The sequence below is a fragment of the Priestia sp. SIMBA_032 genome, assembly GCF_046535215.1.
Lineage (GTDB): Bacteria > Bacillota > Bacilli > Bacillales > Bacillaceae_H > Priestia > Priestia aryabhattai.
The window spans coordinates 644,304-665,085 of record NZ_JAWRXD010000003.1 but is presented as its reverse complement, the minus strand read 5'-3'; the positions used below and the strand labels follow the sequence as shown (position 1 = coordinate 665,085).

24 protein-coding genes and 1 pseudogene are annotated in these 20,782 nt (G+C 38.2%); 17 read left to right on the top strand and 8 right to left on the bottom strand.

Annotated features, from left to right (window positions below):
* Positions 1 to 66 precede the first annotated feature (66 nt).
* Positions 67 to 777, top strand: coding sequence for a DUF421 domain-containing protein (locus tag SB717_RS13585; protein ID WP_235915223.1), 711 nt, complete (start codon positions 67 to 69; stop codon positions 775 to 777).
* Positions 778 to 797: 20 nt separating this feature from the next.
* Here the strand turns inward: SB717_RS13585 and SB717_RS13580 are convergent, their stop codons facing one another.
* Positions 798 to 2,315 carry an alpha/beta hydrolase gene (locus SB717_RS13580; protein WP_410903916.1) on the bottom strand — a complete coding sequence of 506 codons (1,518 nt, stop codon included), beginning with the start codon at positions 2,313 to 2,315 and terminating at the stop codon, positions 798 to 800.
* A 256-nt stretch (positions 2,316 to 2,571) separates the two neighbouring features.
* On the opposite strand from SB717_RS13580, the gene SB717_RS13575 reads away from it, so the two are divergent.
* Both SB717_RS13575 and zwf read left to right on the top strand, forming a co-directional pair.
* Positions 2,572 to 3,483, top strand: coding sequence for an AEC family transporter (locus SB717_RS13575; protein ID WP_074682073.1), 912 nt, complete (start codon positions 2,572 to 2,574; stop codon positions 3,481 to 3,483).
* 125 nt (positions 3,484 to 3,608) lie between these two features.
* Complete coding sequence (gene zwf / locus SB717_RS13570) at positions 3,609 to 5,108, top strand: glucose-6-phosphate dehydrogenase (RefSeq protein ID WP_074682071.1); 1,500 nt, start codon at positions 3,609 to 3,611, stop codon at positions 5,106 to 5,108.
* 12 nt (positions 5,109 to 5,120) lie between these two features.
* Here the strand turns inward: zwf and SB717_RS13565 are convergent, their stop codons facing one another.
* Positions 5,121 to 5,798 carry a GntR family transcriptional regulator gene (locus SB717_RS13565; RefSeq protein WP_074682068.1) on the bottom strand — a complete coding sequence of 226 codons (678 nt, stop codon included), beginning with the start codon at positions 5,796 to 5,798 and terminating at the stop codon, positions 5,121 to 5,123.
* A gap of 206 nt (positions 5,799 to 6,004) precedes the next feature.
* On the opposite strand from SB717_RS13565, the gene SB717_RS13560 reads away from it, so the two are divergent.
* Both SB717_RS13560 and SB717_RS13555 read left to right on the top strand, forming a co-directional pair.
* Positions 6,005 to 7,060: a tartrate dehydrogenase gene (locus tag SB717_RS13560; protein ID WP_410903915.1), complete on the top strand. Its 1,056-nt coding sequence runs from the start codon at positions 6,005 to 6,007 to the stop codon at positions 7,058 to 7,060.
* Between the two features lie 273 nt (positions 7,061 to 7,333).
* On the top strand, positions 7,334 to 8,542 hold the full coding sequence (locus SB717_RS13555; RefSeq protein WP_029714866.1) for an MFS transporter: 1,209 nt from the start codon (positions 7,334 to 7,336) through the stop codon (positions 8,540 to 8,542).
* A gap of 118 nt (positions 8,543 to 8,660) precedes the next feature.
* On the opposite strand, the gene SB717_RS13550 is transcribed toward SB717_RS13555, so the two are convergent.
* On the bottom strand, positions 8,661 to 8,984 hold the full coding sequence (locus tag SB717_RS13550; RefSeq protein WP_014460492.1) for a winged helix-turn-helix transcriptional regulator: 324 nt from the start codon (positions 8,982 to 8,984) through the stop codon (positions 8,661 to 8,663).
* A 361-nt stretch (positions 8,985 to 9,345) separates the two neighbouring features.
* On the opposite strand from SB717_RS13550, the gene SB717_RS13545 reads away from it, so the two are divergent.
* From SB717_RS13545 to SB717_RS13530, 4 genes and pseudogenes are all read left to right on the top strand, one after another.
* Entirely contained in the window at positions 9,346 to 10,089 is a 744-nt protein-coding gene (locus tag SB717_RS13545) for a GTP cyclohydrolase II (RefSeq protein ID WP_074682062.1), read from the top strand.
* A complete protein-coding gene (ribD, locus tag SB717_RS13540) occupies positions 10,086 to 11,186 on the top strand; it encodes a bifunctional diaminohydroxyphosphoribosylaminopyrimidine deaminase/5-amino-6-(5-phosphoribosylamino)uracil reductase RibD (protein ID WP_410903914.1) in 1,101 nt (366 codons plus the stop codon). Before SB717_RS13545 ends, ribD begins: the two co-directional genes overlap by 4 nt.
* A 112-nt stretch (positions 11,187 to 11,298) precedes the next feature.
* Positions 11,299 to 11,539 (top strand): annotated as a pseudogene (locus tag SB717_RS13535) (hypothetical protein).
* A 160-nt stretch (positions 11,540 to 11,699) separates the two neighbouring features.
* Entirely contained in the window at positions 11,700 to 12,575 is an 876-nt protein-coding gene (locus SB717_RS13530; protein ID WP_074682058.1) for a helix-turn-helix domain-containing protein, read from the top strand.
* Positions 12,576 to 12,881: 306 nt separating this feature from the next.
* Here the strand turns inward: SB717_RS13530 and SB717_RS13525 are convergent, their stop codons facing one another.
* The gene (locus SB717_RS13525) at positions 12,882 to 13,028 is read right to left on the bottom strand and encodes a hypothetical protein (RefSeq protein ID WP_013056671.1); all 147 of its coding nucleotides are present in this window, start codon (positions 13,026 to 13,028) and stop codon (positions 12,882 to 12,884) included.
* Between the two features lie 12 nt (positions 13,029 to 13,040).
* Positions 13,041 to 13,265 carry a DUF3892 domain-containing protein gene (locus tag SB717_RS13520; RefSeq protein WP_013056672.1) on the bottom strand — a complete coding sequence of 75 codons (225 nt, stop codon included), beginning with the start codon at positions 13,263 to 13,265 and terminating at the stop codon, positions 13,041 to 13,043.
* A 104-nt stretch (positions 13,266 to 13,369) separates the two neighbouring features.
* Here SB717_RS13520 and SB717_RS13515 point away from each other — a divergent pair, with 104 nt between their 5' ends.
* From SB717_RS13515 to SB717_RS13500, 4 genes are all read left to right on the top strand, one after another.
* A complete protein-coding gene (locus tag SB717_RS13515) occupies positions 13,370 to 14,050 on the top strand; it encodes a class I SAM-dependent methyltransferase (protein ID WP_074682056.1) in 681 nt (226 codons plus the stop codon).
* A 65-nt stretch (positions 14,051 to 14,115) separates the two neighbouring features.
* Positions 14,116 to 14,244: a YuzL family protein gene (locus SB717_RS13510; protein WP_013056674.1), complete on the top strand. Its 129-nt coding sequence runs from the start codon at positions 14,116 to 14,118 to the stop codon at positions 14,242 to 14,244.
* Positions 14,245 to 14,610: 366 nt separating this feature from the next.
* Positions 14,611 to 14,889 (top strand): CD3324 family protein, encoded by a 279-nt coding sequence (locus SB717_RS13505; RefSeq protein ID WP_285843091.1) that lies wholly within the window; start codon positions 14,611 to 14,613, stop codon positions 14,887 to 14,889.
* 135 nt (positions 14,890 to 15,024) lie between these two features.
* Positions 15,025 to 15,669 carry a FusB/FusC family EF-G-binding protein gene (locus SB717_RS13500; protein WP_029714872.1) on the top strand — a complete coding sequence of 215 codons (645 nt, stop codon included), beginning with the start codon at positions 15,025 to 15,027 and terminating at the stop codon, positions 15,667 to 15,669.
* A gap of 74 nt (positions 15,670 to 15,743) precedes the next feature.
* Here the strand turns inward: SB717_RS13500 and SB717_RS13495 are convergent, their stop codons facing one another.
* A complete protein-coding gene (locus tag SB717_RS13495) occupies positions 15,744 to 16,586 on the bottom strand; it encodes a sulfurtransferase (protein ID WP_410903913.1) in 843 nt (280 codons plus the stop codon).
* A gap of 248 nt (positions 16,587 to 16,834) precedes the next feature.
* Between SB717_RS13495 and SB717_RS13490 the strand changes: the two genes are divergently transcribed.
* Positions 16,835 to 17,584 carry a Cof-type HAD-IIB family hydrolase gene (locus SB717_RS13490; protein WP_410903912.1) on the top strand — a complete coding sequence of 250 codons (750 nt, stop codon included), beginning with the start codon at positions 16,835 to 16,837 and terminating at the stop codon, positions 17,582 to 17,584.
* Between the two features lie 134 nt (positions 17,585 to 17,718).
* Entirely contained in the window at positions 17,719 to 18,414 is a 696-nt protein-coding gene (locus SB717_RS13485; protein ID WP_410903911.1) for a peptidoglycan-binding protein, read from the top strand.
* Positions 18,415 to 18,537: 123 nt separating this feature from the next.
* On the opposite strand, the gene SB717_RS13480 is transcribed toward SB717_RS13485, so the two are convergent.
* Both SB717_RS13480 and SB717_RS13475 read right to left on the bottom strand, forming a co-directional pair.
* Entirely contained in the window at positions 18,538 to 18,702 is a 165-nt protein-coding gene (locus SB717_RS13480) for a hypothetical protein (RefSeq protein ID WP_013056680.1), read from the bottom strand.
* A 462-nt stretch (positions 18,703 to 19,164) separates the two neighbouring features.
* A complete protein-coding gene (locus SB717_RS13475; RefSeq protein WP_029714490.1) occupies positions 19,165 to 19,896 on the bottom strand; it encodes a polysaccharide deacetylase family protein in 732 nt (243 codons plus the stop codon).
* Between the two features lie 160 nt (positions 19,897 to 20,056).
* Between SB717_RS13475 and SB717_RS13470 the strand changes: the two genes are divergently transcribed.
* Both SB717_RS13470 and SB717_RS13465 read left to right on the top strand, forming a co-directional pair.
* Positions 20,057 to 20,467 (top strand): hypothetical protein, encoded by a 411-nt coding sequence (locus SB717_RS13470; protein ID WP_074682221.1) that lies wholly within the window; start codon positions 20,057 to 20,059, stop codon positions 20,465 to 20,467.
* An 84-nt stretch (positions 20,468 to 20,551) separates the two neighbouring features.
* Positions 20,552 to 20,740, top strand: a complete 189-nt coding sequence (locus tag SB717_RS13465) for a hypothetical protein (protein WP_074682048.1) — start codon at positions 20,552 to 20,554, stop codon at positions 20,738 to 20,740.
* The last annotated feature ends 42 nt before the right edge of the window (positions 20,741 to 20,782 follow it).

The following is a 20,782-nucleotide window of genomic DNA, read 5'->3' as shown; positions in this document are numbered from 1 at the left end:
ATAAAAAACGTGTTTATAGATAAAAATATGCACAAAATAGAGGATACATTAATTTTAGTAAAGAAGGTGCATGCGTTGAATCATTGGATGGAAGTGGTACTTCGTTCAGTGTTGATTTTACTTGGCTTGTTTTTTATTACAAAGCTGTTAGGGAAAAAACAGTTATCCAAACTTTCTTTTTTTGAATATATCGTTGGCATTACGATTGGAGATATTGCGGGAACAATTTCAATGGATGTAGATTTACAGGCAAGTCATGGTGTAGTAGCGATTTTAGTGTGGGCATCGTTTCTTATTTTTGTATCAAACGTATCGTTAAAAAGTATAAGCTTTCGAAAAGCGGTGGAAGGGACAACAACAATCCTCATTAAAGAAGGAAAAATTCTTGAGGAAAATGTAAAAAAAGAAAAATATACAGTAGATGAGCTCATGGAGCAGCTTCGCAAAAAAGACATCTTTTATGTGGAAGACGTCGCTTTTGCTATGCTGGAAACAAACGGCGAATTAAGCGTGCTGTTAAAAAAAGAAAAGCAGAACGTTACGAGAGAAGATTTATTAATAAAAGGAGAGGCGACACGATTACCTCAAACGATTATCATGGACGGAAATATAATGAAAGAAGCGGTTCATGAGCTGGGATATAGCGTAGCGTGGGTTAAAGAGCAGCTTAAAAAGAAAGGTGCCGAAGTCGATAAGGTATTTTTAGGGCAAGCAGACTCAACAGGCCATTTGTATCTTGATTATTATGAAGATGAAAAGAAAACAGAAAGCAAGTAAAACTTGCTTTCTGTTTTTGCTTAGCGAGGATCTACTTCTTCACCGGATTTTATGTCGATTACTTTAAGGTTATTTTGAGGTGCTTTAATATCTTTACTTGCAGGCGCTGCTTTTTTATTTTCTACCCAGTCTACTAATAAATCAAAAGATTGATGAGCATATGGAAGCAGGGGCTGAAGCTCTTGATTTGGATCCGTTTGTTTATTCCACACTAAGCTATCAACGTGATTTCCGTTTTTGACAGTATAGAGACGGTGAAGGTTTGCTTTACCAGCTTTTTTAACGAGTTTTTCATAGCCTTCGGCGTGAATAGACGGGAAGATAAGTGAGTCAAGAGAGCCGGTCATACTGATAAGAGGCACATCGATATCACCCGTATTTTCTACTTTTGCTACATTTTCTTTTACGCTTTTTGGACGGGTTTGATAGCGATAATTTTCAAAGATGTAGTCCCATGAACGGTCGCGAAGGCCTGATGAAGTAAAGTTTAAATAGTTGTGCCAGTTTGTTCTTCCTGGAGCTGTCGGATCAAAGTGGTCACGGTAAATGTTTAAAGTGACCGCCCAGTACACTTGATCATGATAACTCCACAATTTTTCTGATCCTTTCGGAAGGCCAGCTTTATACATTTGTTTAATAGCTTTTTTTTGCTCTTTTCCCGTTCCGTACAGCGCTTCCTCCGCGTTGTTTACAACAGGTGTTAGTGAGCTGATTAAATTTGGCGCTTTTGCACTCCACAATACGCCTTCCCAATCGACGCCTCCATCAAATAAACGAGACTCTTTGGTTTGCTTTGGATCATCGTGCTCAAGTGCGTATCTGACAACGTATCCGCCGTTTGAAATGCCAATTGCATACGTGGGTACTTTATGATCGTTTCGAATCAAATCGCTTGCAGGGTTTTTTCGATTAGCCGGATTGATTAGTTTGTCTGAGTAATGAGTAGTCAAGTATTGCTGAGCTGCTTTTGTCATTTGACGATAGCGCATATTCCATTCTGCTACGCTGTCGTCTTCATTAGCAAGTGCATTTTTTACTTTAGCAAAAGGATCGGTAGGGTCACTTTCTCCTTGCGTTCCTTTATCAATTGCAGCAAACGCATAGCCTTTTTTAAGAACGTAATCGCTGAATAATAAATCGGTGGACGTTTCGTTGCGCGTAGCAGGAATGCCGGCTACCACAAGTTTTCCATTCCAGTTATCAGGAACCCGGATGACGAACTGAGCGTCTTCAAAAATTCCATTTACTTGCGTCCCTTTAACCGCAGCGGGCTGATTGATTCGATACCAGCCTGATTCATTTTCAGCTTTTCCCCAGTTATAAGGAGTAAGCCCGATGTTTCCATAGAGCGTAGCCTGCTGATATTGAGCAGGGTTTTTAGTCGTCAGCCAGTTCCCGTTCGCTCCGTCAAAATAGGTTTCTGCTGATTGATCAGCATTTGGAATGACATCTGTTTTGTTAGCAGCTTCAGCAAGAGATCCTGAAGCGGAAAAACAAAGAGCAGCAGAAAAAGTAAGCGCTATCATTTTTCGTTTCACGTTTCTTCCTCCTTATGAAAATACTCATACCTTTTAAGTAAATTCCATAAAAAAGAAAAATGTCCTGTTTTAAAATCAGTTTAGAAGAAAGTTTTTTCGTTGGTTACTAAGCTGTTTTTGTCTGACAAATAGGTAAACTGCATTCAATTCTCTAGTTTCTTTTTAGGCTGCTTATATTATAATGAAACAAGGATTAAAAAACGCAGGGTAAAACAATCGATTAAATAAGTATACAAGAGGGCAAGGGAGTAGGTCTATGAGCAGCTTTAACAGTCAGTTTTTGTATTCCATTACCATTATTCTATTAGGATACATACTAAAACGAACAAACCTCCTTCAGCAAAAAGACGGGGAAGCTTTAGCAAGAATTATTTTTAATATCACAATGCCTTGCTTGATTATCGTTACATTCAGCAGTATTAAAATTGATGGATCGCTTATTTTACTATTAGTTATTGGGATTGTCTATGGCTTGCTGTTAGCTGCTGTTGGAGTTTTTGTTTTTCGAAAAGATGAGCGAAAAGTGAAAGGCATGCTGACGATGATGATTCCAGGGTTTAATATTGGAATGTTTGCCTATCCATTAGTAGAAGGCATTTGGGGAAAAGAAGGGCTTAAATACTTTGGTATGTTTGATGTCGGAAATGCTTTTGTTATTTTTGTTTTATGCTATGTAATTGGCAGCTACTATTCAGGGGATGATATTGACATTGAATTTAAAAAGATTTTATACAAAGTATTAAAATCGATGCCGCTTCTTACCTATGTAATTATTTGTCTTTTTGCGATTATAGGCATTCATTTACCATCATATGTATTAGACGTCTCAGGTATTATCTCCAAAGCGAATATGCCGCTTTCTCTTTTACTTTTAGGCGTATATTTAAATTTTTCGTTCCAAAAAAGCTACTTGAAAAAAATTATCATGTTTTTAAGCATTCGCTACGTAATCGGACTTGGCGTAGGAATTGCGCTGTTTTTCTTACTTCCATTTGAAGATATGTTCCGGTATACAATCTTAGTTTGCTTCATTCTACCCGTAGCGGGATCAGTTTTACCTTACGCAGTAGAATTCAAATACGATCAAAAATTTGTCGGAACCGTTTCAAATATGACCATTTTGCTGAGCTTTTTGCTGCTGTGGGGAATGACAAATATTTTAATGTGAATAACAAAGGACGCTCGCACTTGTGAGCGTTCTTTTTGATGAAAAAAGGATATTCCCAAATAAACAGAGGTAAGCTAGGAGAAGAGAAAATCCATCTTACATACAACCTGACGGGAGGAAAAAACGTGGAGTCCTTAACTTTTGTTTTATTTGGCGCAACGGGTGATTTAGCAAAAAGAAAAATCTTTCCCGCTCTTTATAATTTATTTACAGACAAAAAGCTCCCTGATGCTATTTCTATTATTGGATCAGGGTACGAGCAGCTGTCTCATGAGGATTTTAAAGAGCGTGTAAAGCAATCTATAAACGCTTTTTCGAGACGGAAAATGGAAAGTAACGAAGAAGATTTTTTGTCGCTGTTTCATTATCAAGCAGTGGACGCAAGCAAAACAGAAGATTACGAACAGCTATTAAAGATTGTGGACGAACAAGAAACAAATCAAGGAAGTAAAGGAAATCGTTTGTTTTATTTGTCCGTAGCACCAGAATACTTCGATGTAATTGCTCTGCATATAAAAAAAAGCGGCTTGGATCAAACTGGAGGCTGGAAGCGTCTGATGATTGAAAAGCCGTTTGGACATGATCTTGCTTCAGCAAGAGAGCTTAATGAAAAGCTAAGCAGTACGTTTAACGAAGAAGAAATTTATCGAATAGATCATTATTTAGGTAAACCGATGGTGCAAAATTTAGAAGCGCTTGAGTTTACGAACCCTGTACTGCAATCGCTGTGGAATAACAAACACATTGCGAATGTCCAAATTACGGCAAGTGAAACAGTCGGTGTTGAAAATCGTGCAGGGTATTATGATCATACGGGGGCCATACGCGACATGATTCAAAATCATATGCTGCAGGTTCTCATGATGACAGCTATGCATCTTCCAAAACGAATTTGCTCAGAAAACATTTTAGAAGAAAAGCAAAAAGTAATGGAGTCACTAAGAAAAATCCAAGCGGAAGAAGTAGCTCGCGATGTTGTGCGAGGACAATATGGAAGCGGAGAAATTGATCATAAACCTGTTAGAGGATACAAAGAAGAGCCCGGCGTAGAAGCAGACTCTAAAAATGACACGTTCGTAGCAGCTCGCTTATGGATTGATAATCCATTTTGGAAAGGTGTTCCTTTTTATATTCGAACGGGCAAGCGAATGAAAGAAAAATCAACTCGTATCGTCATAGAATTTAAAGATTCTTTAAAAGGTCTGTATGAAACTCCTTATGATAAAGTAGCACCAAACTTATTTATTATTGAAATTAGCCCAAGTGAAAACGTCGCTTTGCAGCTTAACAGCAAAAATCCATTAAAAAATGGCGTTATTGAACCGGTTCGTATTACGTTTTCAAGAGAAGAAGAAAGTGTGCCGGAGGCATATGAACGAATCATTTACGACGCATTAATTGGCGACTCCACATTTTTTGCGCATTGGAAAGAAGTTGAGCTATCTTGGCAATGGGTGCAGCCTGTATTAGATGCATTTGAGGCTGACATGTTGCCGCTTTATGAATATCCATCCGGTTCACAAGGCCCTGAAGAAGCGCAAAAATTAGTTGCACAAGAAGGCTTTAAATGGTGGCTCGATGACGATGAACATGGAGAAGCACCTGGAGTGTTTTTGCCGATTTGAAAAAAGCGCCTCTTATTTTAAAGAGGCGCTTTTGATAGTTAATCGCTTTTGTAAATGAACAAGATCATGATGTAAATGTTTTTGCATATGTTCAACAGCTTTTAAACTGCGTTTTTTCATAAAGGTGAACACTTGCTGATGCTCATCTAAAATCTCAGCAGCTCGTCCTTTGCCTTTAAAATTAAGTACACGGCAAAAATAAATCAATACATTTACGCTATCAAGCTGTTTTTTTAAATGTTTATTATGACTGTATTGAAGGATCAGCTGATGAAAACGTTCATTTAGTTCAATAAGCCTAGAATCTTCGGCTCCTTGCTTTATTTCTTCAGCCGTTCTTTCTAACAGCTGCTCAATGAAAAGAAGCTCTTCATCGGAAGCGCGAATGATACATAGCTCAACAGCTAAAGACTCTAAAGCTGTACGGATTTGATAAATTTCTTCTACGTCTTCAGTAGACAGTGAATAAACAATAAAGCCTGTTTTCTGATCGGCAACTAAAAGGCCGTCTTTTTCTAATAAACGCATTGCTTCTCTTATGGGAGAGCGGCTGACCCCAAATGCTTTAGCTAGCTGGGTTTCATTGATTCGCTGACCCGGTTCATATTCACCGTTCACAATCATTTGCTTAATTTTTTCATAAAATTGAAGATAGTATGGTAACGGCTTATGTAAATCAAAATTATTCATTGATATACCTCGTTTAGTTATAATCATTTATTTCCTAATTATAATACGCTTGTTCATAAGAGTCATAATAATTTTGAATTTTTGAAGAGAATGAATATATTCAGAATTTTCTTGATGAAAGCGTTATTTTTACGTATAATCAAATAGATAATATCAGTCGACGGTCGACCGATAGTTTTTACATAAAAGACGCAGGGGGATTTTTAATGAAAACGTTAAAAATAGCTAACATACCAGGAGATGGAGTAGGGAAAGAAGTTGTGCCCGAGGCGGTTAAGGTCCTTCATACGATTGCAGATCTTCACGGGGGATTAAAATTTGAATTTACAGAATTTCCTTGGAGCTGTGATTATTATTTGAAGTATGGACAAATGATGCCTGAAGATGGGCTAAAACAGCTTCAAGATTTTGACGGAATTTTTTTAGGAGCCGTAGGAAATTTAAATCTTGTGCCAGACCACGTGTCGCTATGGGGTCTGCTCATTAAGATTCGTCGAGAATTTCAGCAGGTAATTAATATTCGTCCGGCCAAGAGGCTAAAAGGCATCGCATCTCCACTAATGAACCCAAAAGACTTTGATTTAATCGTTGTTCGTGAAAATAGTGAAGGGGAATACAGTGAAGTAGGAGGCCGGATTTATCAAGGAGAAAATCAAATTTCGATTCAAAATGCGGTTTTTTCTCGAAAAGGAACAGAACGAGCGATGCGCTATGCATTTGAATTAGCTTCTAAAAGAAAAGCAAGGGTTACAAGCGCAACGAAGTCAAATGGAATTGTTCATTCTATGCCGTTTTGGGACGAAGTGTTTCAAGATGTTGCAAAAAGTTATCCTCATATTGAAACAGACTCACAGCACATCGATGCGCTGGCAGCTTTTTTCGTCACAAATCCAAGTCGTTTTGATGTCATTGTGGCAAGCAATTTATTTGGAGATATTTTAACAGATATCGGGGCTGCTATTATGGGGAGTATTGGCGTTGCTCCTGCTGCAAATATTAATGTGAACGGAAAATATCCTTCAATGTTTGAACCGGTGCACGGGTCTGCTCCTGATATTGTCGGAAAAGGAATTGCAAACCCAATCGGACAGATTTGGACGGCTAAAATGATGTTGGATCATTTCGGTGAACAAGAATTAGGCAGTCATTTGTTAGAGGGTATTGAACAAGTGACGGAGTCGGGCATCATTACACCAGATGTTGGAGGCAGCGCAACTACTAGTGAAGTAACGGATCAAATTATTTCTCATTTAAAAAAGTGACGCTTACAAAAGAGGCTGGGGTAAAAGTAATTTAGTTGAAGGAAAGTCCGAACGATTAATCGTTCGGATTTTTTTATTGTGATGGTGAATGTAGGTTTCATTTATCGATTTATTTCTATAGAAAAATGAAATCGATAAATACATGTTGACACTTACATATATGAACCCTATAATAGTTTGAGTTGAGATAATTCGTATACATATTATTTATGGACTATGATTTAGTTTGTTTTAATAAATAGATACGAATAAACAAATAAAAGGAGGAAAATCATGCAGAAATCGAAATTATGGACAAAAGATTTTTTAGCGGTCTCACTGACTAGCTTTTTTGTTTTTGTCATTTTTTATATGTTAACTGTCACATTGCCGCTGTTTGCAACGGATGAACTTCATGCAAGTAAACAAAGCCTAGGGCTAATTGTGACAATCTTTTTAGTGTCCGGCATTGTGTTCAGGCCGCTAGCCGGTAAGTGGATGACAACATTAGGACAAAAGAAGGTCCTGTTAATAGGTGTCTTAATCTTTTTAATTGGTTCTATTTTATATATGAATATCCACTCATTATCAGCGCTGCTGCTGCTGCGTGTGCTTCATGGTATTGGTTTTGGAATGAGCACAACTGCTACAGGAGCAATTGTTGCAAATGTAATCCCAGAACAGAGAAAAGGAGAAGGGATGGGATACTATGCGACGTTTATGAACTTAGCGATGGTAGTGGGTCCGTTTGTAGGCTTAACGTTAACAAATACTTTGGGTCATACAGCGGTCTTTACCGTTGCGGTTGTATCTTCTGTGTTAGCAGTAGTATGCAGTCTAGTACTTCGTGTACCTGAGGTGCAAGCTTCTTCTGCAACAAATGAAATACAGCCAGCTAAAGGTCTTGCGGCGTTTTTTGAATACCGTTCGCTGCCTATTTCTGTTGCTGGCCTTGTGGTAGCTTTTTCATATGCAAGTGTTATTTCGTTTGTGTCTATTTATGCAAAAGAAATGGGCTTTACGCAAGCTTCAAGCTTTTTCTTTGTTGTATACGCGGTGTGCTTATTAGCTTCTAGACCTTTTACTGGAAAATGGTTTGACCAATACGGAGAAAACAGCGTGGTATACCCATCAATTTTATCTCTAGCTATCGGTATCTTTTTGCTTAGCCAAGCGACAACAAGCTGGGTATTTTTATTAGCTGGAGCGTTTATTGGATTAGGCTTTGGAACGATTACATCGAGTTTTCAATCCATTGCTGTAAAAAAAGCTTCTCCTCATCGCCGAGGTGTTGCCACAGCTACGTTTTTTGTGTTTTTTGACTCTGGAATGGGCTTAGGATCCTTTTTGCTAGGCATTCTGTCCACAGCAGCCGGGTACAAAGGAATGTATATGTTCTGTTCCATTATTGCTCTTTTAGCTATAGCAGTATACCTTGTATTGCACGGTCGAAAAAGCCAGAAACAGCGCATTATTTCTCAAAATGAGTCATTAGGAAAATAACATAAATAAAAAAAGGCGTGCTCACGGGGAGTATGCCTTTTTTATTTATGGAGCTCTAAAGAAAACGGCTGTGAGCATATCGATATAGAAGCCCTCCTGATGTCTTTAGAGATTTCTTTTATTCCACTTCTTCTTTTGTAATCCACTCACTGGACCATGTCTGAATTTCCTGAATTACCGGCGCCAGTGCTAATCCTTTGTCGGATAACGAATACTCGATTCGAACAGGAGTTTCCGGAATAACCGTACGAATGACGATTCCTTCATGTTCTAATTCTTTTAAGCGCTCGGATAAGAGCCTTCCGCTTACGGGAAGTGCTTCTTGCATTTGAGAAAACCGTTGTGAGCCGGAAAGCAGCTGAAAAATGATCAAACTCGTCCAACGTTTCGTTAGTATAGTAACAGCCTTTTCAAAACGCGGGCAGAGTGCTAAACCGTCCATGTTATTACCTCCATTCTCTTCCTATAGTATAAAGCAAAGTCACTATTTTATCTAGTGTTGTGTAATTTAATTACTTAAAGAATATAAATTACTTTACGTTTTTACGTTTTAATTATATAATTTATATAATTAAGGAAGTTAATTACTAAAAGTAACCAAAAGAGCATAAAAGCTTTACAAGATAAATGTATCGTCATATAATACTTTAAGCAAGTAAAGTCACTTACTTTTAGTAAGCTGATACATCAATTAAAAAAGATAAATATAGTGAAGTGCTAGAAAAACTATTTGTTCATGTGAGAGATTGAGCACATGAACAAATAGTAGATAAGTGAAAGACACATAAGAGGAGGAAATGACTGTGATTAACGAAAAAGTTGTTTCAATTTTAAAAGATAAAATTAACGTAGTAAAAAATGATGATCATTTTATTTATATAGTAGGACCTATCACGCTTCCTGTGAATCTAGATGGCGAGACACAAGTATTTAGTTGGTATTCATGGCTGCGTTCTGATAATGTAAAAGAAGGATCTTTAAGTACGAAAGAGCTTATTGAAAAAATGCAAGGCGCCAATTTAGCTGACATGCAGCAATCCAGTGTTCTTGTGTACGGAGATTTTCAAGAATCGCATGGGGCACTCATTCGTATGCACAGCATCTGCCATACGGGAGATATATTCGGAAGCAAACGCTGCGACTGCGGTTTTCAATTAAAACAGTCTATGAAAATGATCGTCGAAAATGGAAGCGGAGCGCTATTTTATTTAGCAAATCACGAGGGACGCGGCATTGGCCTATTCAGCAAAGCAATGGCATACGTTCTTCAAGAAAACGGATTTGATACGGTAGAGGCGAACGAAGGGTTAGGATTTGAAGATGATACTCGCAGCTACAGTGATGCAATCAGCGTGTTAAAAGTGCTGCGTCAAAAACCGGTTACGCTGATTACGAATAATCCGAAAAAGCTAATCGCGCTTGAGAAAAACGGCGCACTTTTATCAGGGCGCGTTCCACTTTGGGGAGATGTATCTCAGTTTAATGAAAAGTATTTAGATACTAAAGTCAAACGTTCAGGACACTTAAAAGAGGAGGTTCTTCTTTGATCAATCACGAATTTTATATGAATATAGCTTTACAAAACGCAAAAGCAACAAAAGGACAAACAGAGCCAAATCCGCTTGTAGGGTCGGTCATTGTAAACGATAATCGAATCGTTGGAATTGGTACGCATTTAAAAGCTGGCGAACCACACGCTGAGATTCACGCGCTGCGAATGGCTGGTGAACAAGCAAAAGGAGCGACTGCTTACGTAACGCTAGAGCCTTGTTCACACCACGGACGTACAGGTCCTTGTGCTGAAGCGCTAGTTGAAGCCGGTGTAAAAAAAGTGGTCATAGCAACTTTAGACCCCAATCCTTTAGTAGCAGGTAATGGAGTTGAAATTTTAGAAACCGCAGGCATTGAGGTCATAACAGGTGTATGTGAAGAAGAGTCACGTCAAATGAATGAGGTCTTCAATAAGTATATTGTAATGAAGAAACCGTTTGTTTCATTAAAGTCAGCGATTACGTTAGACGGTAAAATAGCAACCGCTTCTTCTCACAGCAAGTGGATTACGTCTGAGGAAGCTCGTTTGGATGTACATCAGCTGCGTCATGAAACGGCGGGTATCTTAGTAGGGGTGAACACGGTCATTAAGGACAACCCCGAGCTGACAACTCGCATCGAAGGTGGCCGAAGCCCAATTCGTATTGTGATGGATTCGAAGCTGCGTATGCCCCTTGATTCCAAGTTAGCAACGGATTCTTTAGCCCCAACATGGGTATTTACAAGTCAGAGCTATTCAAAAGAAAAAAAAGAACAGCTCGAAAAGCAAGGCGTCGAAGTATTTGTCACAAGCGGTGAGGACAAAGTAAATCTTGAGGATATGCTTTCTATACTAGGTGAGAAATTCGTTTCGTCTCTTTTAATTGAAGGAGGCGGGGAAGTGAATGCCGCATTCCTGGAAAATCGCTTAATTGACAAATTGGTACTATATATGGCACCAAAGCTTTCAGGAGGAAAAGAAGCTCCTACTTTCCTAGAAGGAAAAGGCGTAGAAAAAATGTGGGACGCAGTGGACGTGGAGCGTCTTTCTGTCACTTCAATCGGCAAAGATTTTAAATTTGTTGGATATCCTGTTTATAAACAAAAAATGTGAATGAGGCTGGAACAAAAATATGTTAGTTGAAGGAAGATCCGAACGATTTATCGTTCGGATCTTTTGCTGTTATGGTGAACGTAGGTTTCATGTATGCAGGTGCTTCTAGCAGTTGATTGGAGGGCAAGGCGAAGACTCCTGCGGGAAAAGCGGAACAGATGAGACCCCGCATAAAGCGCAAGCGACGAGGAGGCTCAGCGCTCGCCCGCGGAAAGCGAAGTCTTGCACGGAAATCAACTATGGTATCACAAGCAGTTCAGATCATTTATCCCATGTGTTCGTCTTTAGATTGGATCGATGTAGCTATGTCTCAATCTCATTTTTTGGCAGGATTTTTTAGAGAAGAGAAATAATACACTATTTTACTCTTATAGATTAATTTGCTATTATAGGGAATGGTCAATTTCGAAACATTGCATAAATTTTTAACGTGTTTACAGTTGACTATCTAAATAAAAGCACTATATGTTTATAGAGAGAATATATTATGTGAAAGTAAGGGTGAGAAAAGAGATGAGAGAGTATAGAATTGGGAGTGTTATGAGAGACCTTCGCAAAATGGCAGGGTTGACACAACAAGAATTATCAAGAGACATTTGTACACAAGCGCAAATCAGCAAAATTGAAAATGGTGAAGAATATCCATCAAGCATTACCCTCTATAAAATTTCTAAGCGCCTTGGCGTAGATGTTAACTACTTTTTTGATAGTGTAGAATCACCTCGACTTGATTACGTAGATGCGGTTCAATCGTTAATTCGTCAATATATTCGTCAGAGAGATTATGATGCTATTCATAATATCATTGTAAAAGAAAAAGAAAGTCCCCTGTTTCAAAATCCGCTGAACAAGCAATTTTTAATGTGGCACGAAGGTATTTGCGTGTATTACATTCATCATAATAAAGAAGATGCGCTGTCTAAATTGTACCAAGCGATCGAGCTTACTAAGCAATCGGCAACGTTTTATAAAGAAAGAGAAATTGAAATTTTAAATAGCATTGGGATTATTCTTTATGAAGAGAAAGAGTATGAACAGGCTCTAGATACATATCAAACAGCACTCAAAAGCTTAAATGAGCTGCCCCAAACAAAAGACGAAAATATAAAAATCAGAATTTTAAATGCACTTGCCAAAACGCTTGGAGATATGAGTAACTATGATGAATCATTAATATATAGCAACCGAGGAATCGATTTGTGCATTAGTAATGAATCAATGTATTTATTTGGAGAACTTCATTACCAAGCAGGAGAGAGCTTAATCAAATTAGGAAAAATTGAACAAGGTAAAGAATATATGGAAAAGTCTATGACCATTTTTACCTTGCAACGAAACGAGCGATTCGTCAAGCTAGTAGAAAAAGAACTTGAAGCTCTATTTGTTTGAAATATTCCTATCATTATAATTTTTGAGAAATTTCTATCAAAATGGAGAAAATCCATGGTTTTAAGGTGATAAATGCTGATAGAAAGGAATTCATCTACTTTTATCCTGTGATACACTAGAGTCAAATCAAAGAAAGAGGAGGAAATAATTATGAAAAAAGTATTAGTCGGTATGGCATTAGCGTTTACATTAGTAGCAGGTGTTGCTTCAGTTGGAACAAGCGTAGCAACAGGAGATTTTTCAACATTAGGTCTTCCTAGCCAACATTAATAAGAAAAAGCCGTGCTAAGAAGCACGGCTTTTTTCTTATTGTGTTTTACTTGACTGATCTTTGTTGCGTTTGTTTCCCTTTGAATTATCCCCGCTTGAAATTTCTTCACCCATTTCTACAAGGTGGTGCTGTGTTTTTGGATTACTTTGATTAGCGCTTCCTTTGTTATTCTTTTTAGTCATCTTCATTCTCCTTTAAAACGATGGCAATGCATCGAGATTATTTGTTTTGTCATGATCAGGAATGCTGCGAATATACGTACCGCCGTCTTTCCCTACAAAGGTACTCACATGCTCAACGTCCCCGGCTTCTACTTTCTTTAACGCTTCTTCATAGGTTAAAACGTCTCCTGAAGCCGTTTGGAATTCTAAGAGGTCACCGTCTGCATTTTTACGTACTGCAACGAAACGTTCTTTCATACACATAAACACCTTCCTTTACATCTATATGGTTGCTGAAATAGTCGTTTTTATTCATTGTAAAAAGTGATAAGGTAAAGAAAAGAGTGCAAAGGGGATAAAAAATGACAACATTTAATTGGCATGATCAAGCTCAAGACGAGTGGAACCAAAAAGTATCATTTTGGAATAGCCGAAGTGAAGAAATGTGGAAAAACGGAAGCCGGAAAACAGTGATTCCATTCATTCAAAAACATCTTAAAAAAGGCGCTTTGCTAGCAGACGTCGGCTGTGGTGATGGGTTTGGGACATCACTTCTAGCCGCTTCTGGATATAAAGCAATCGGTCTTGATTTATCAGAAGAAATGGTTCAAAAAGCATCCGAGCTGCATAAAAGTGAAAACTTGTCGTTCGCTCAAGCTGATATTATGAAGCTCCCGCTGTCTTCTGAATCAGTAGAAGGGGTTATGGTAATAAACGCCCTAGAATGGACTGAGCACCCGCGATTAGCTCTGAAGGAATTGCACAGAGTTGTAAAACGAGGAGGATATGCATGTGTAGGTATCCTTGGGCCAACTGCTCAGCCACGTACTAATAGTTATCAAAGACTATATGGGGAAGACGTTATTTGCAATACGATGATGCCGTGGGAGTTTGAACAGCTTGCAAAAGAAAATGGATGGGAAGTAATCGATGGCGAAGGTGTATATAAGCGAAACGTTACAGATAAGCTGATTGGACAGCTTTCACACGAATTAAAACAAGCCTTGACGTTTCTATGGTTATTTATGCTCAAGAAACAATAAAAACAGCACACGTCTCCTTATATGTAGCTGTACAAAGGGTACACTACAAACTGGAGGTGAGTGACATGAGTAAAATTAAAAAAGACCGCTCAAAATCAGAGCTAGGTTCACCTAATGTAGAAGGACAAGGGACGACCACTTCTGAACAAGGTGTTCAAAGCAGTTCAGCTAATAAAAAACAGAAGCGTTCATAACAAAAACAAAACGAACTTGCAGGGAGAACAACGAGCTCACTGCAAGTTCGTTTTGTTTATTGTGTCATCTTTATAAGTAAGAAGATGTTGTGTGCAAGATTATAGATAGCTTATAATAAAACATGAGCCAATAATTGTAATTTTCTACAAGTATGGTTTACATTCGATGTAAAGCGGAGGTGTAATAAATGGTAAATAAAAGATATTTACCGGATACTGCAGCGTCTCATGCAAAGCCTGATATTAGAGAGGCGATACTTTGCATGGGGTGGACGGTTTAGTAAGATACATCGCCTAACCGAGCATATCTCATTTCTAATATATACGGCTTTGCCCCTTATTGTATAAGCAAAATCACATAAGGAGCTGGCAGAAATGACGTATGTAAAAGCAACAAATATTTTACCTGAAGAGCTGATTAGTGAAATTCAAAAATACATTCAAGGAGAAACCATTTATATTCCAAAGCCGCAGAAGGCAAAAAGAAAATGGGGAACTTGCTCTGGTGGAAGAAAGTTGATTGACGAGCGAAACGAACGGATTAAAAAGTTGTTTAAAAAAGGAACTTCAATTGAAGAACTAGCCCGTGAATACTTTTTATCAACCGAAACCATCAAAAAAATTGTATATAAAAAGCAACGGTAAAAATCAAGCGCTGGCGACTGAATGCCCGCGCTTTTTTAGGTATAGTTTAATTCTGATTTATTTTTTACATTTCGTAAAAGTAATCCATACGGTAAAGTAAAAAGTAGCTGATTAAATGAAGAAGGAGTGAAGAAAGTGGAAGCGTTTATAAGAAATGATCAATATAACTTTATCAAAAGCCAAACGCAAATCCTTACCAACGGGCATGGAACAGTGAATAATTCCGATGTGCTGCTGGCCTTAAAAGCTCTTGCAAAAGAAAAAGTCTTACATGCGTTTGATGTTCTTAGCGCGGAACAGGAAGAATTGCTGCTACCAGTTGCTGAAGTTAGAAATAAGGAGCAAGCAGAGGTGTTTTTAGAAACGATAAAGCCTTACGTGATTCCATTCAAATCTTTTACAGAAGCTGGCGTAAAAAAGTTGTTTCCAAAAGTGAAAAAATTAAAAGCCCCTTCTGCTGATAGCATTGATCTAACGAGCATTTCCTATATTAGCTGGATCGATAAAGGCTCAAACAAAAAGTTTATCATAGCTCAGGATCTCTATACTCAGAAGCTAAAAGGTATTCAAGGAACGTTTAAACCTATCAACCAGAAGGGAATATGCACACTTTGCCACAGCTACGAGGAAGTCGGTATGTTCACTGCTGAAATCAAAGGAACTGTTCAAGGAACATTTACCCAACGAGGAAATTATATTTGTCAAGATAGCGAAGCATGTAATCAAAACTTGCTTACCTTAGATCGGCTTCATGATTTTATGTTGAGGCTCAGTAAATAGCATGCGGCTAATAAGAAAAATACAAAAAAGAAGGTTCAGTCCCTATACTTTTGGTGAGACTGAGCCTTCTTTGGCTAGCTGTTTTTCTCAATGGGATTGTCACGATAGCTAATCCAATCGCTCCAGCTGCCGGCATATAATTTTACATTTGGAAAACCTGCTGATTTTAAAGCTAAAACGTTAGGGCAGGCAGATACACCCGATCCGCAGTATACAATGATTTCAGCGTGAGAATCAATAGCTGAAAACATTTCCTGCCACTCTTTATCTGTTTTCCATAAGCCTTCTGAAGTTAACACATCTTGCCAGAAAGAATGAATGGCGCCTGGGATATGTCCTGCTACAAAATCAATGGGTTCTTCTAAGCCGAGATATCTCTTTTTTTCACGAGAGTCGACAAGAACAACATTAGGATTATGAAGATTCTCTTTTACGTATTCAACTCCTGCAAGTCCCCAATCTTGTTGAACGAAAGGTACAAAAGTTTGAGGAGAAGCTGCTGGAACGCTCTTAGTTGTTTTATATCCTGATTGTTTCCAGTTGTTAAAACCTCCATTTAAAATTTGTACGTATTCAATTCCTATATATCGCAGTAGCCACCATGCTCTTGAAGCCATCATTCCGTTTTGTTCATCATAAACGACGACTCTGGAATCAGCATTAATTCCTAAGCTGCCGAGCTTCTGAGCTAGCTTTTGAACATCAGGCAGCGGGTGTCTGCCTCCATGAGAAGTAGCCACAGAGGACAAATCTTTTTCTAAATCCAAATAATGAGCATCCGGGAGGTGCCCATTTTGATAAGCATCTGCTCCTGCCTCAGGATTTCCAAGGGTAAATCGGCAGTCAAGCAACACAATAGAGTGTTGGGGTTGCTGTAATGCAATATGTAAGTCAGCTGGTGAAATAATAGTGTTCATAACATTCACATCCTTTTACCAAAATTCTAGTTGAAATAAATAAAAATGAAAAGCGTTAAATATAAATTACGGCAAAGGTATGCTGCTTTCCTTCAATTATTCCCCATAGAATAATTGACCATTTTAGCGCTTATCTGATGCAGAGTGAAATGCTCTTGTGCTACAGTTATAGTAAGAGTTACATAGTATAAGCCAAATGCTCAGCGTAATGTTGTCATACTTACTACTGATGAGAAGGAGAGAGAAAGATGCACACAAATGAAAAGAAAGAATTTAAACTGATTGCACTAGATATGGATGGAACCCTGCTGAACAATCAGCAAGAAATTTCTGAAGAAAATCGTGCGGCCATTGCTAAAGCTCAAGAACAAGGTGTTCATGTGGTATTAAGCACGGGGCGATCTCTTTTAACATGCCGTGAATACGCGCAGTCTCTTCAGCTGTCTTCTTACCTTATTACAGTAAACGGAAGTGAAATTTGGGATGAATCTGGACAGCTTGTAGAACGAAAGTTAATTGATGCTTCACACATTGAGAAAATGTGGAATTTAACGCAAAATCATAAGCTTAACTTTTGGGCTGTGACTACGGATAAAGTATGGAGAGATGAATTTCCAGAAGATATTGCTTCACAGGAATGGCTGAAGTTTGGCTACGATATTCCAGATGATGCTTTACGAGAAGAAGTGCTGAAACAAATAGCAGGCATTTCAGATTTTGAAATCAGCAACTCTAGTTTAACGAATTTAGAAATTAATGCACTTGGTATTAACAAAGCAAAAGGAATCATGACCGTATGTGACCGTTTGGGCATTTCAATGGATGAAGTCATTGCAATGGGAGACAGCTTAAATGATATGGCTATGATTGAAGCGGCAGGTTGTGGAATAGCCATGGGAAATGCTCAGGAAGCTGTAAAAGAAGCAGCGGACTGGGTGACAGATACAAATGTCAATAGTGGAGTAGCGAAGGCTATTAGCCACTGGGTACTGAAATAAGAGTAGCTCTACACAGCAGGCGGCACTGTTGCACTACTTAACTACTTCCCGCATAAACCGATACTGGATGCTCCCTTAGAGTTCGTCTTATACGTATATATAAGGAGAAGCCATCTAGTTAAGGAGTGGGGAGTATGAGCGATTTATCATTAGACAAGCTGTTAAAAAAAGCAGAAAATAAGTTGCAGAATGTACATGAAATGGTGCAAGAAAAATCGTACGAGCTCATTAGGCAAGCATATAAAGAAAGCATATTTGTTGTGATCACTGAAGGATTTAGATCGATAGAGCAGCAGCATAAACTATATTCACAAGGCCGAACAACACCAGGAATTATCGTGACTAATGCCAAAGGCGGCTATTCTTATCATAATTATGGACTAGCTTTTGATATTGCGCTGCTTGATAACAACGGAGAAGTTGACTGGACCATTGGTCGAAGGTGGAACAAAGCGGGAGAGGTAGGAAAAAGGATCGGGTTGGAATGGGGAGGAGATTGGAAAAGTTTAAAAGATTATCCTCATTTTCAATATACATTCGGTTTATCTTTGTCGGAGCTTCGAAGTGGAAAAACACCCGAGAAACAGACGGAAAAGGCTTCAAGAGTGCTAATTAAATACGGAGATCGAGGAAATCAAGTACAGTTAATTCAGCGTATGCTTATTCACTTAGGTTATTCTCTTTTTGGAGGAGCAGACGGTATATTCGGGTCTTCCACTTTCAAAGCGGTAAAAGCTTTTCAACAAGCCCTTTATCTGCAGGTAGATGGAATAGTTGGACCGAAGACACTCGAAAAACTCTACGGAAATTTTAATAAAACTATGTTCTAAATAACCATAAAAACACGAAAACGAGAAAAGGAAGAAAAGAGATGGATGGAAATCGTCTCCTTTCTTCCTTTTCTGTAGTTATAGTAGAAAAACTGAAATTTATAAAGAAATAAAAAGGATTTTCTAAGCATAAGAAACGTTCACGTGATCTAACTGGATAACATTGCTCAACAACACGATATCTTTATATATTTCACTTTTTACAGAGGCGTTTGAACAGTTTTGATAGTCTTTCAACAAGCGGCCAAGTTCTTTAATAAATAACAACGTCTCTTGTTCATTAATCATAGTCAAAACTCCTTGTTTAGAAATGAATCCAGGTCATTATATAGGAATTCTATCATATCTATACGCACCTGTTGACAAAAAAAGTTCGTCAATTTTTTTGTGAGAATAAGAAATTTAGGGATATGTGGAATGCGTTCGACTCTCTCATTTTATACATATGCAGCTTGTCTAAAAATATGAGAGTAGTTATAGTAATATTTACTCCTAATCATGCAACTTAAAACCTATTTTAGAGGTTATTCGTAAATTCCCTTTATTGTAGAGCGATGGAACAAAAAAAAGAATGCCTCATTTTATATCTTTAGTATGATAACGTTTTGAAGGAATAAGGCATATTTTTGAGTTTTAAGATGGATTTGAATTAGATCTTTTGACACGTGCTTTTTGTAGGGGCACATTTACTTTCTATTAAGGGAAATCGTAAAGCTCCAACGAGTTTCTAAATCAGAAACTCGTTGGAGCTTAATTTTTTGGATAAGGGATGTGCAAAAGTTCTGGAACGGTCACAAAATGATATCCTTCTTGTTTAAGTCTAGGAATGATGGTATCCAGCGACTTTGCGGTGTTGGAAAGGTCCATGGTCCAATGGCCGCCGTCGTGCATCAAAACAATTGTTCCAGCGTGCATGTTCTTAAATACATTCTTGGTGATTTCCGCTTCTGGGATTTGCTTCCAGTCTAATGAATCAGAAGACCAGTTAATCGCATAGACATTTTCATTTGGCAGCTCGCTGATCATTTCTTGCGTTAAATTTCCATATGGAGGACGAAACAGCTGTGTTTCAAACCCGGTAATGTTTTTAATAATAGCCTGAGTTTTGGCAATTTCCCAGTGAAACTTTTCAGTCGATTCTTTTAATAAATTGGGGTGCCAATAGGTATGAATCCCAACAGCATGACCTTCAGCTACCATTCTCTTCACCAGCTCAGGATGTTCGTGAGCTTTTGCCCCAATAAGAAAAAAGGTTGCTTTAATACCATGCTTTTTCAATTGGTCCAATACATGTGGAGTAAAGCGCGGATCCGGTCCATCATCAAATGTTAGGGCGGTTTGCTTTAGGTGGTTATTACCTTGATAAAGCAAACGGTCACGCACAGCTACATTTTTTACTTGTTCCGCTTTACATAGTGCAGGAAGGACTCCATTAAATAAGAAGCACAGTATGAAAAGCAGTATACTAATTCTTCGTATCATGTACATGCACGCTCCTTTCTAGGGCAAAGTATAACGTTATGATACCCGATTAAAAATTTTGTATGAAGCTGAGTTTCCCTTTTCTGTCAAAACGTATGATATGCATGAAACAGCGCACTATAATAAACAGTTACTATTAGGTGAAGAAAGGAAAAAGAAGATGAAAAAAATAATGATTGCCGTAGCATTGATTTTTTCGCTAAGTTTATCTCCCTTAGCTGAATATATTTCCTATCACGATGACTATAAGGTAAGTGCAAGGTCGTATCGTTCGGGGAAGCGGTCGTTTAATAGACAGCCGAGCGTTAGACAAAATGAGCCGAGATCTAATTTTTCCAACCGCAGAAATGGAACTGTAAATCGAGGCGTTACCCGTTCAAAACGAGGAGGGTTCGCCCGTGGACTGCTTTATGGCGGTCTGGCAGGAATGTTATTTGGCGGTTTGCTTGGTCATATGGGTGCACTGGGCGGAATTTTTGGGTTATTAATTAACATTTTGGCTATTGTACTTGTAATTAATTTAATTCTGCGTTTATTCCGCCCTTCTCGTCGCGACAATAATTGGAGATAGACCGTAATTGCTGTCATAAACTAATAAGAAAGCTCCATATAAATAAGAAAACGCTTTCTATGTTTAATCGAAAGGATGAAACGTATGTCAGCAAACAGACAGCGCAGCAAATACCTGGCGTTTTGCACAGAATGCGGTCTCCCAAACAGGTTAACATTGTTTCTTTTAAGACAGTACGTTGCGACAGACGAATATAGCGGATTTTATTGTGGGAATTGCGGAATTCGAAACAAATTTCCAGATTCGGTCATTGAATATATTAAAGAACTGTAAAACACAATCTGTTAGGAGATTGTGTTTTATTTATTTGATAAA

Excerpts from the sequence above, each read along its gene's own strand:
- SB717_RS13575 (WP_074682073.1), top strand. The coding sequence starts at position 2,572 with ATGAGCAGCTTTAACAGTCAGTTTTTGTATTCCATTACCATTATTCTA.
- SB717_RS13565 (WP_074682068.1), bottom strand. The coding sequence starts at position 5,798 with ATGAATAATTTTGATTTACATAAGCCGTTACCATACTATCTTCAATTT.
- SB717_RS13560 (WP_410903915.1), top strand. The coding sequence starts at position 6,005 with ATGAAAACGTTAAAAATAGCTAACATACCAGGAGATGGAGTAGGGAAA.
- SB717_RS13555 (WP_029714866.1), top strand. The coding sequence starts at position 7,334 with ATGCAGAAATCGAAATTATGGACAAAAGATTTTTTAGCGGTCTCACTG.
- SB717_RS13550 (WP_014460492.1), bottom strand. The coding sequence starts at position 8,984 with ATGGACGGTTTAGCACTCTGCCCGCGTTTTGAAAAGGCTGTTACTATA.
- SB717_RS13530 (WP_074682058.1), top strand. The coding sequence starts at position 11,700 with ATGAGAGAGTATAGAATTGGGAGTGTTATGAGAGACCTTCGCAAAATG.
- SB717_RS13525 (WP_013056671.1), bottom strand. The coding sequence starts at position 13,028 with ATGACTAAAAAGAATAACAAAGGAAGCGCTAATCAAAGTAATCCAAAA.
- SB717_RS13520 (WP_013056672.1), bottom strand. The coding sequence starts at position 13,265 with ATGAAAGAACGTTTCGTTGCAGTACGTAAAAATGCAGACGGTGACCTC.
- SB717_RS13515 (WP_074682056.1), top strand. The coding sequence starts at position 13,370 with ATGACAACATTTAATTGGCATGATCAAGCTCAAGACGAGTGGAACCAA.
- SB717_RS13510 (WP_013056674.1), top strand. The coding sequence starts at position 14,116 with ATGAGTAAAATTAAAAAAGACCGCTCAAAATCAGAGCTAGGTTCACCT.
- SB717_RS13495 (WP_410903913.1), bottom strand. The coding sequence starts at position 16,586 with ATGAACACTATTATTTCACCAGCTGACTTACATATTGCATTACAGCAA.
- SB717_RS13490 (WP_410903912.1), top strand. The coding sequence starts at position 16,835 with ATGCACACAAATGAAAAGAAAGAATTTAAACTGATTGCACTAGATATG.
- SB717_RS13485 (WP_410903911.1), top strand. The coding sequence starts at position 17,719 with ATGAGCGATTTATCATTAGACAAGCTGTTAAAAAAAGCAGAAAATAAG.
- SB717_RS13480 (WP_013056680.1), bottom strand. The coding sequence starts at position 18,702 with ATGATTAATGAACAAGAGACGTTGTTATTTATTAAAGAACTTGGCCGC.
- SB717_RS13475 (WP_029714490.1), bottom strand. The coding sequence starts at position 19,896 with ATGATACGAAGAATTAGTATACTGCTTTTCATACTGTGCTTCTTATTT.
- SB717_RS13470 (WP_074682221.1), top strand. The coding sequence starts at position 20,057 with ATGAAAAAAATAATGATTGCCGTAGCATTGATTTTTTCGCTAAGTTTA.
- SB717_RS13465 (WP_074682048.1), top strand. The coding sequence starts at position 20,552 with ATGTCAGCAAACAGACAGCGCAGCAAATACCTGGCGTTTTGCACAGAA.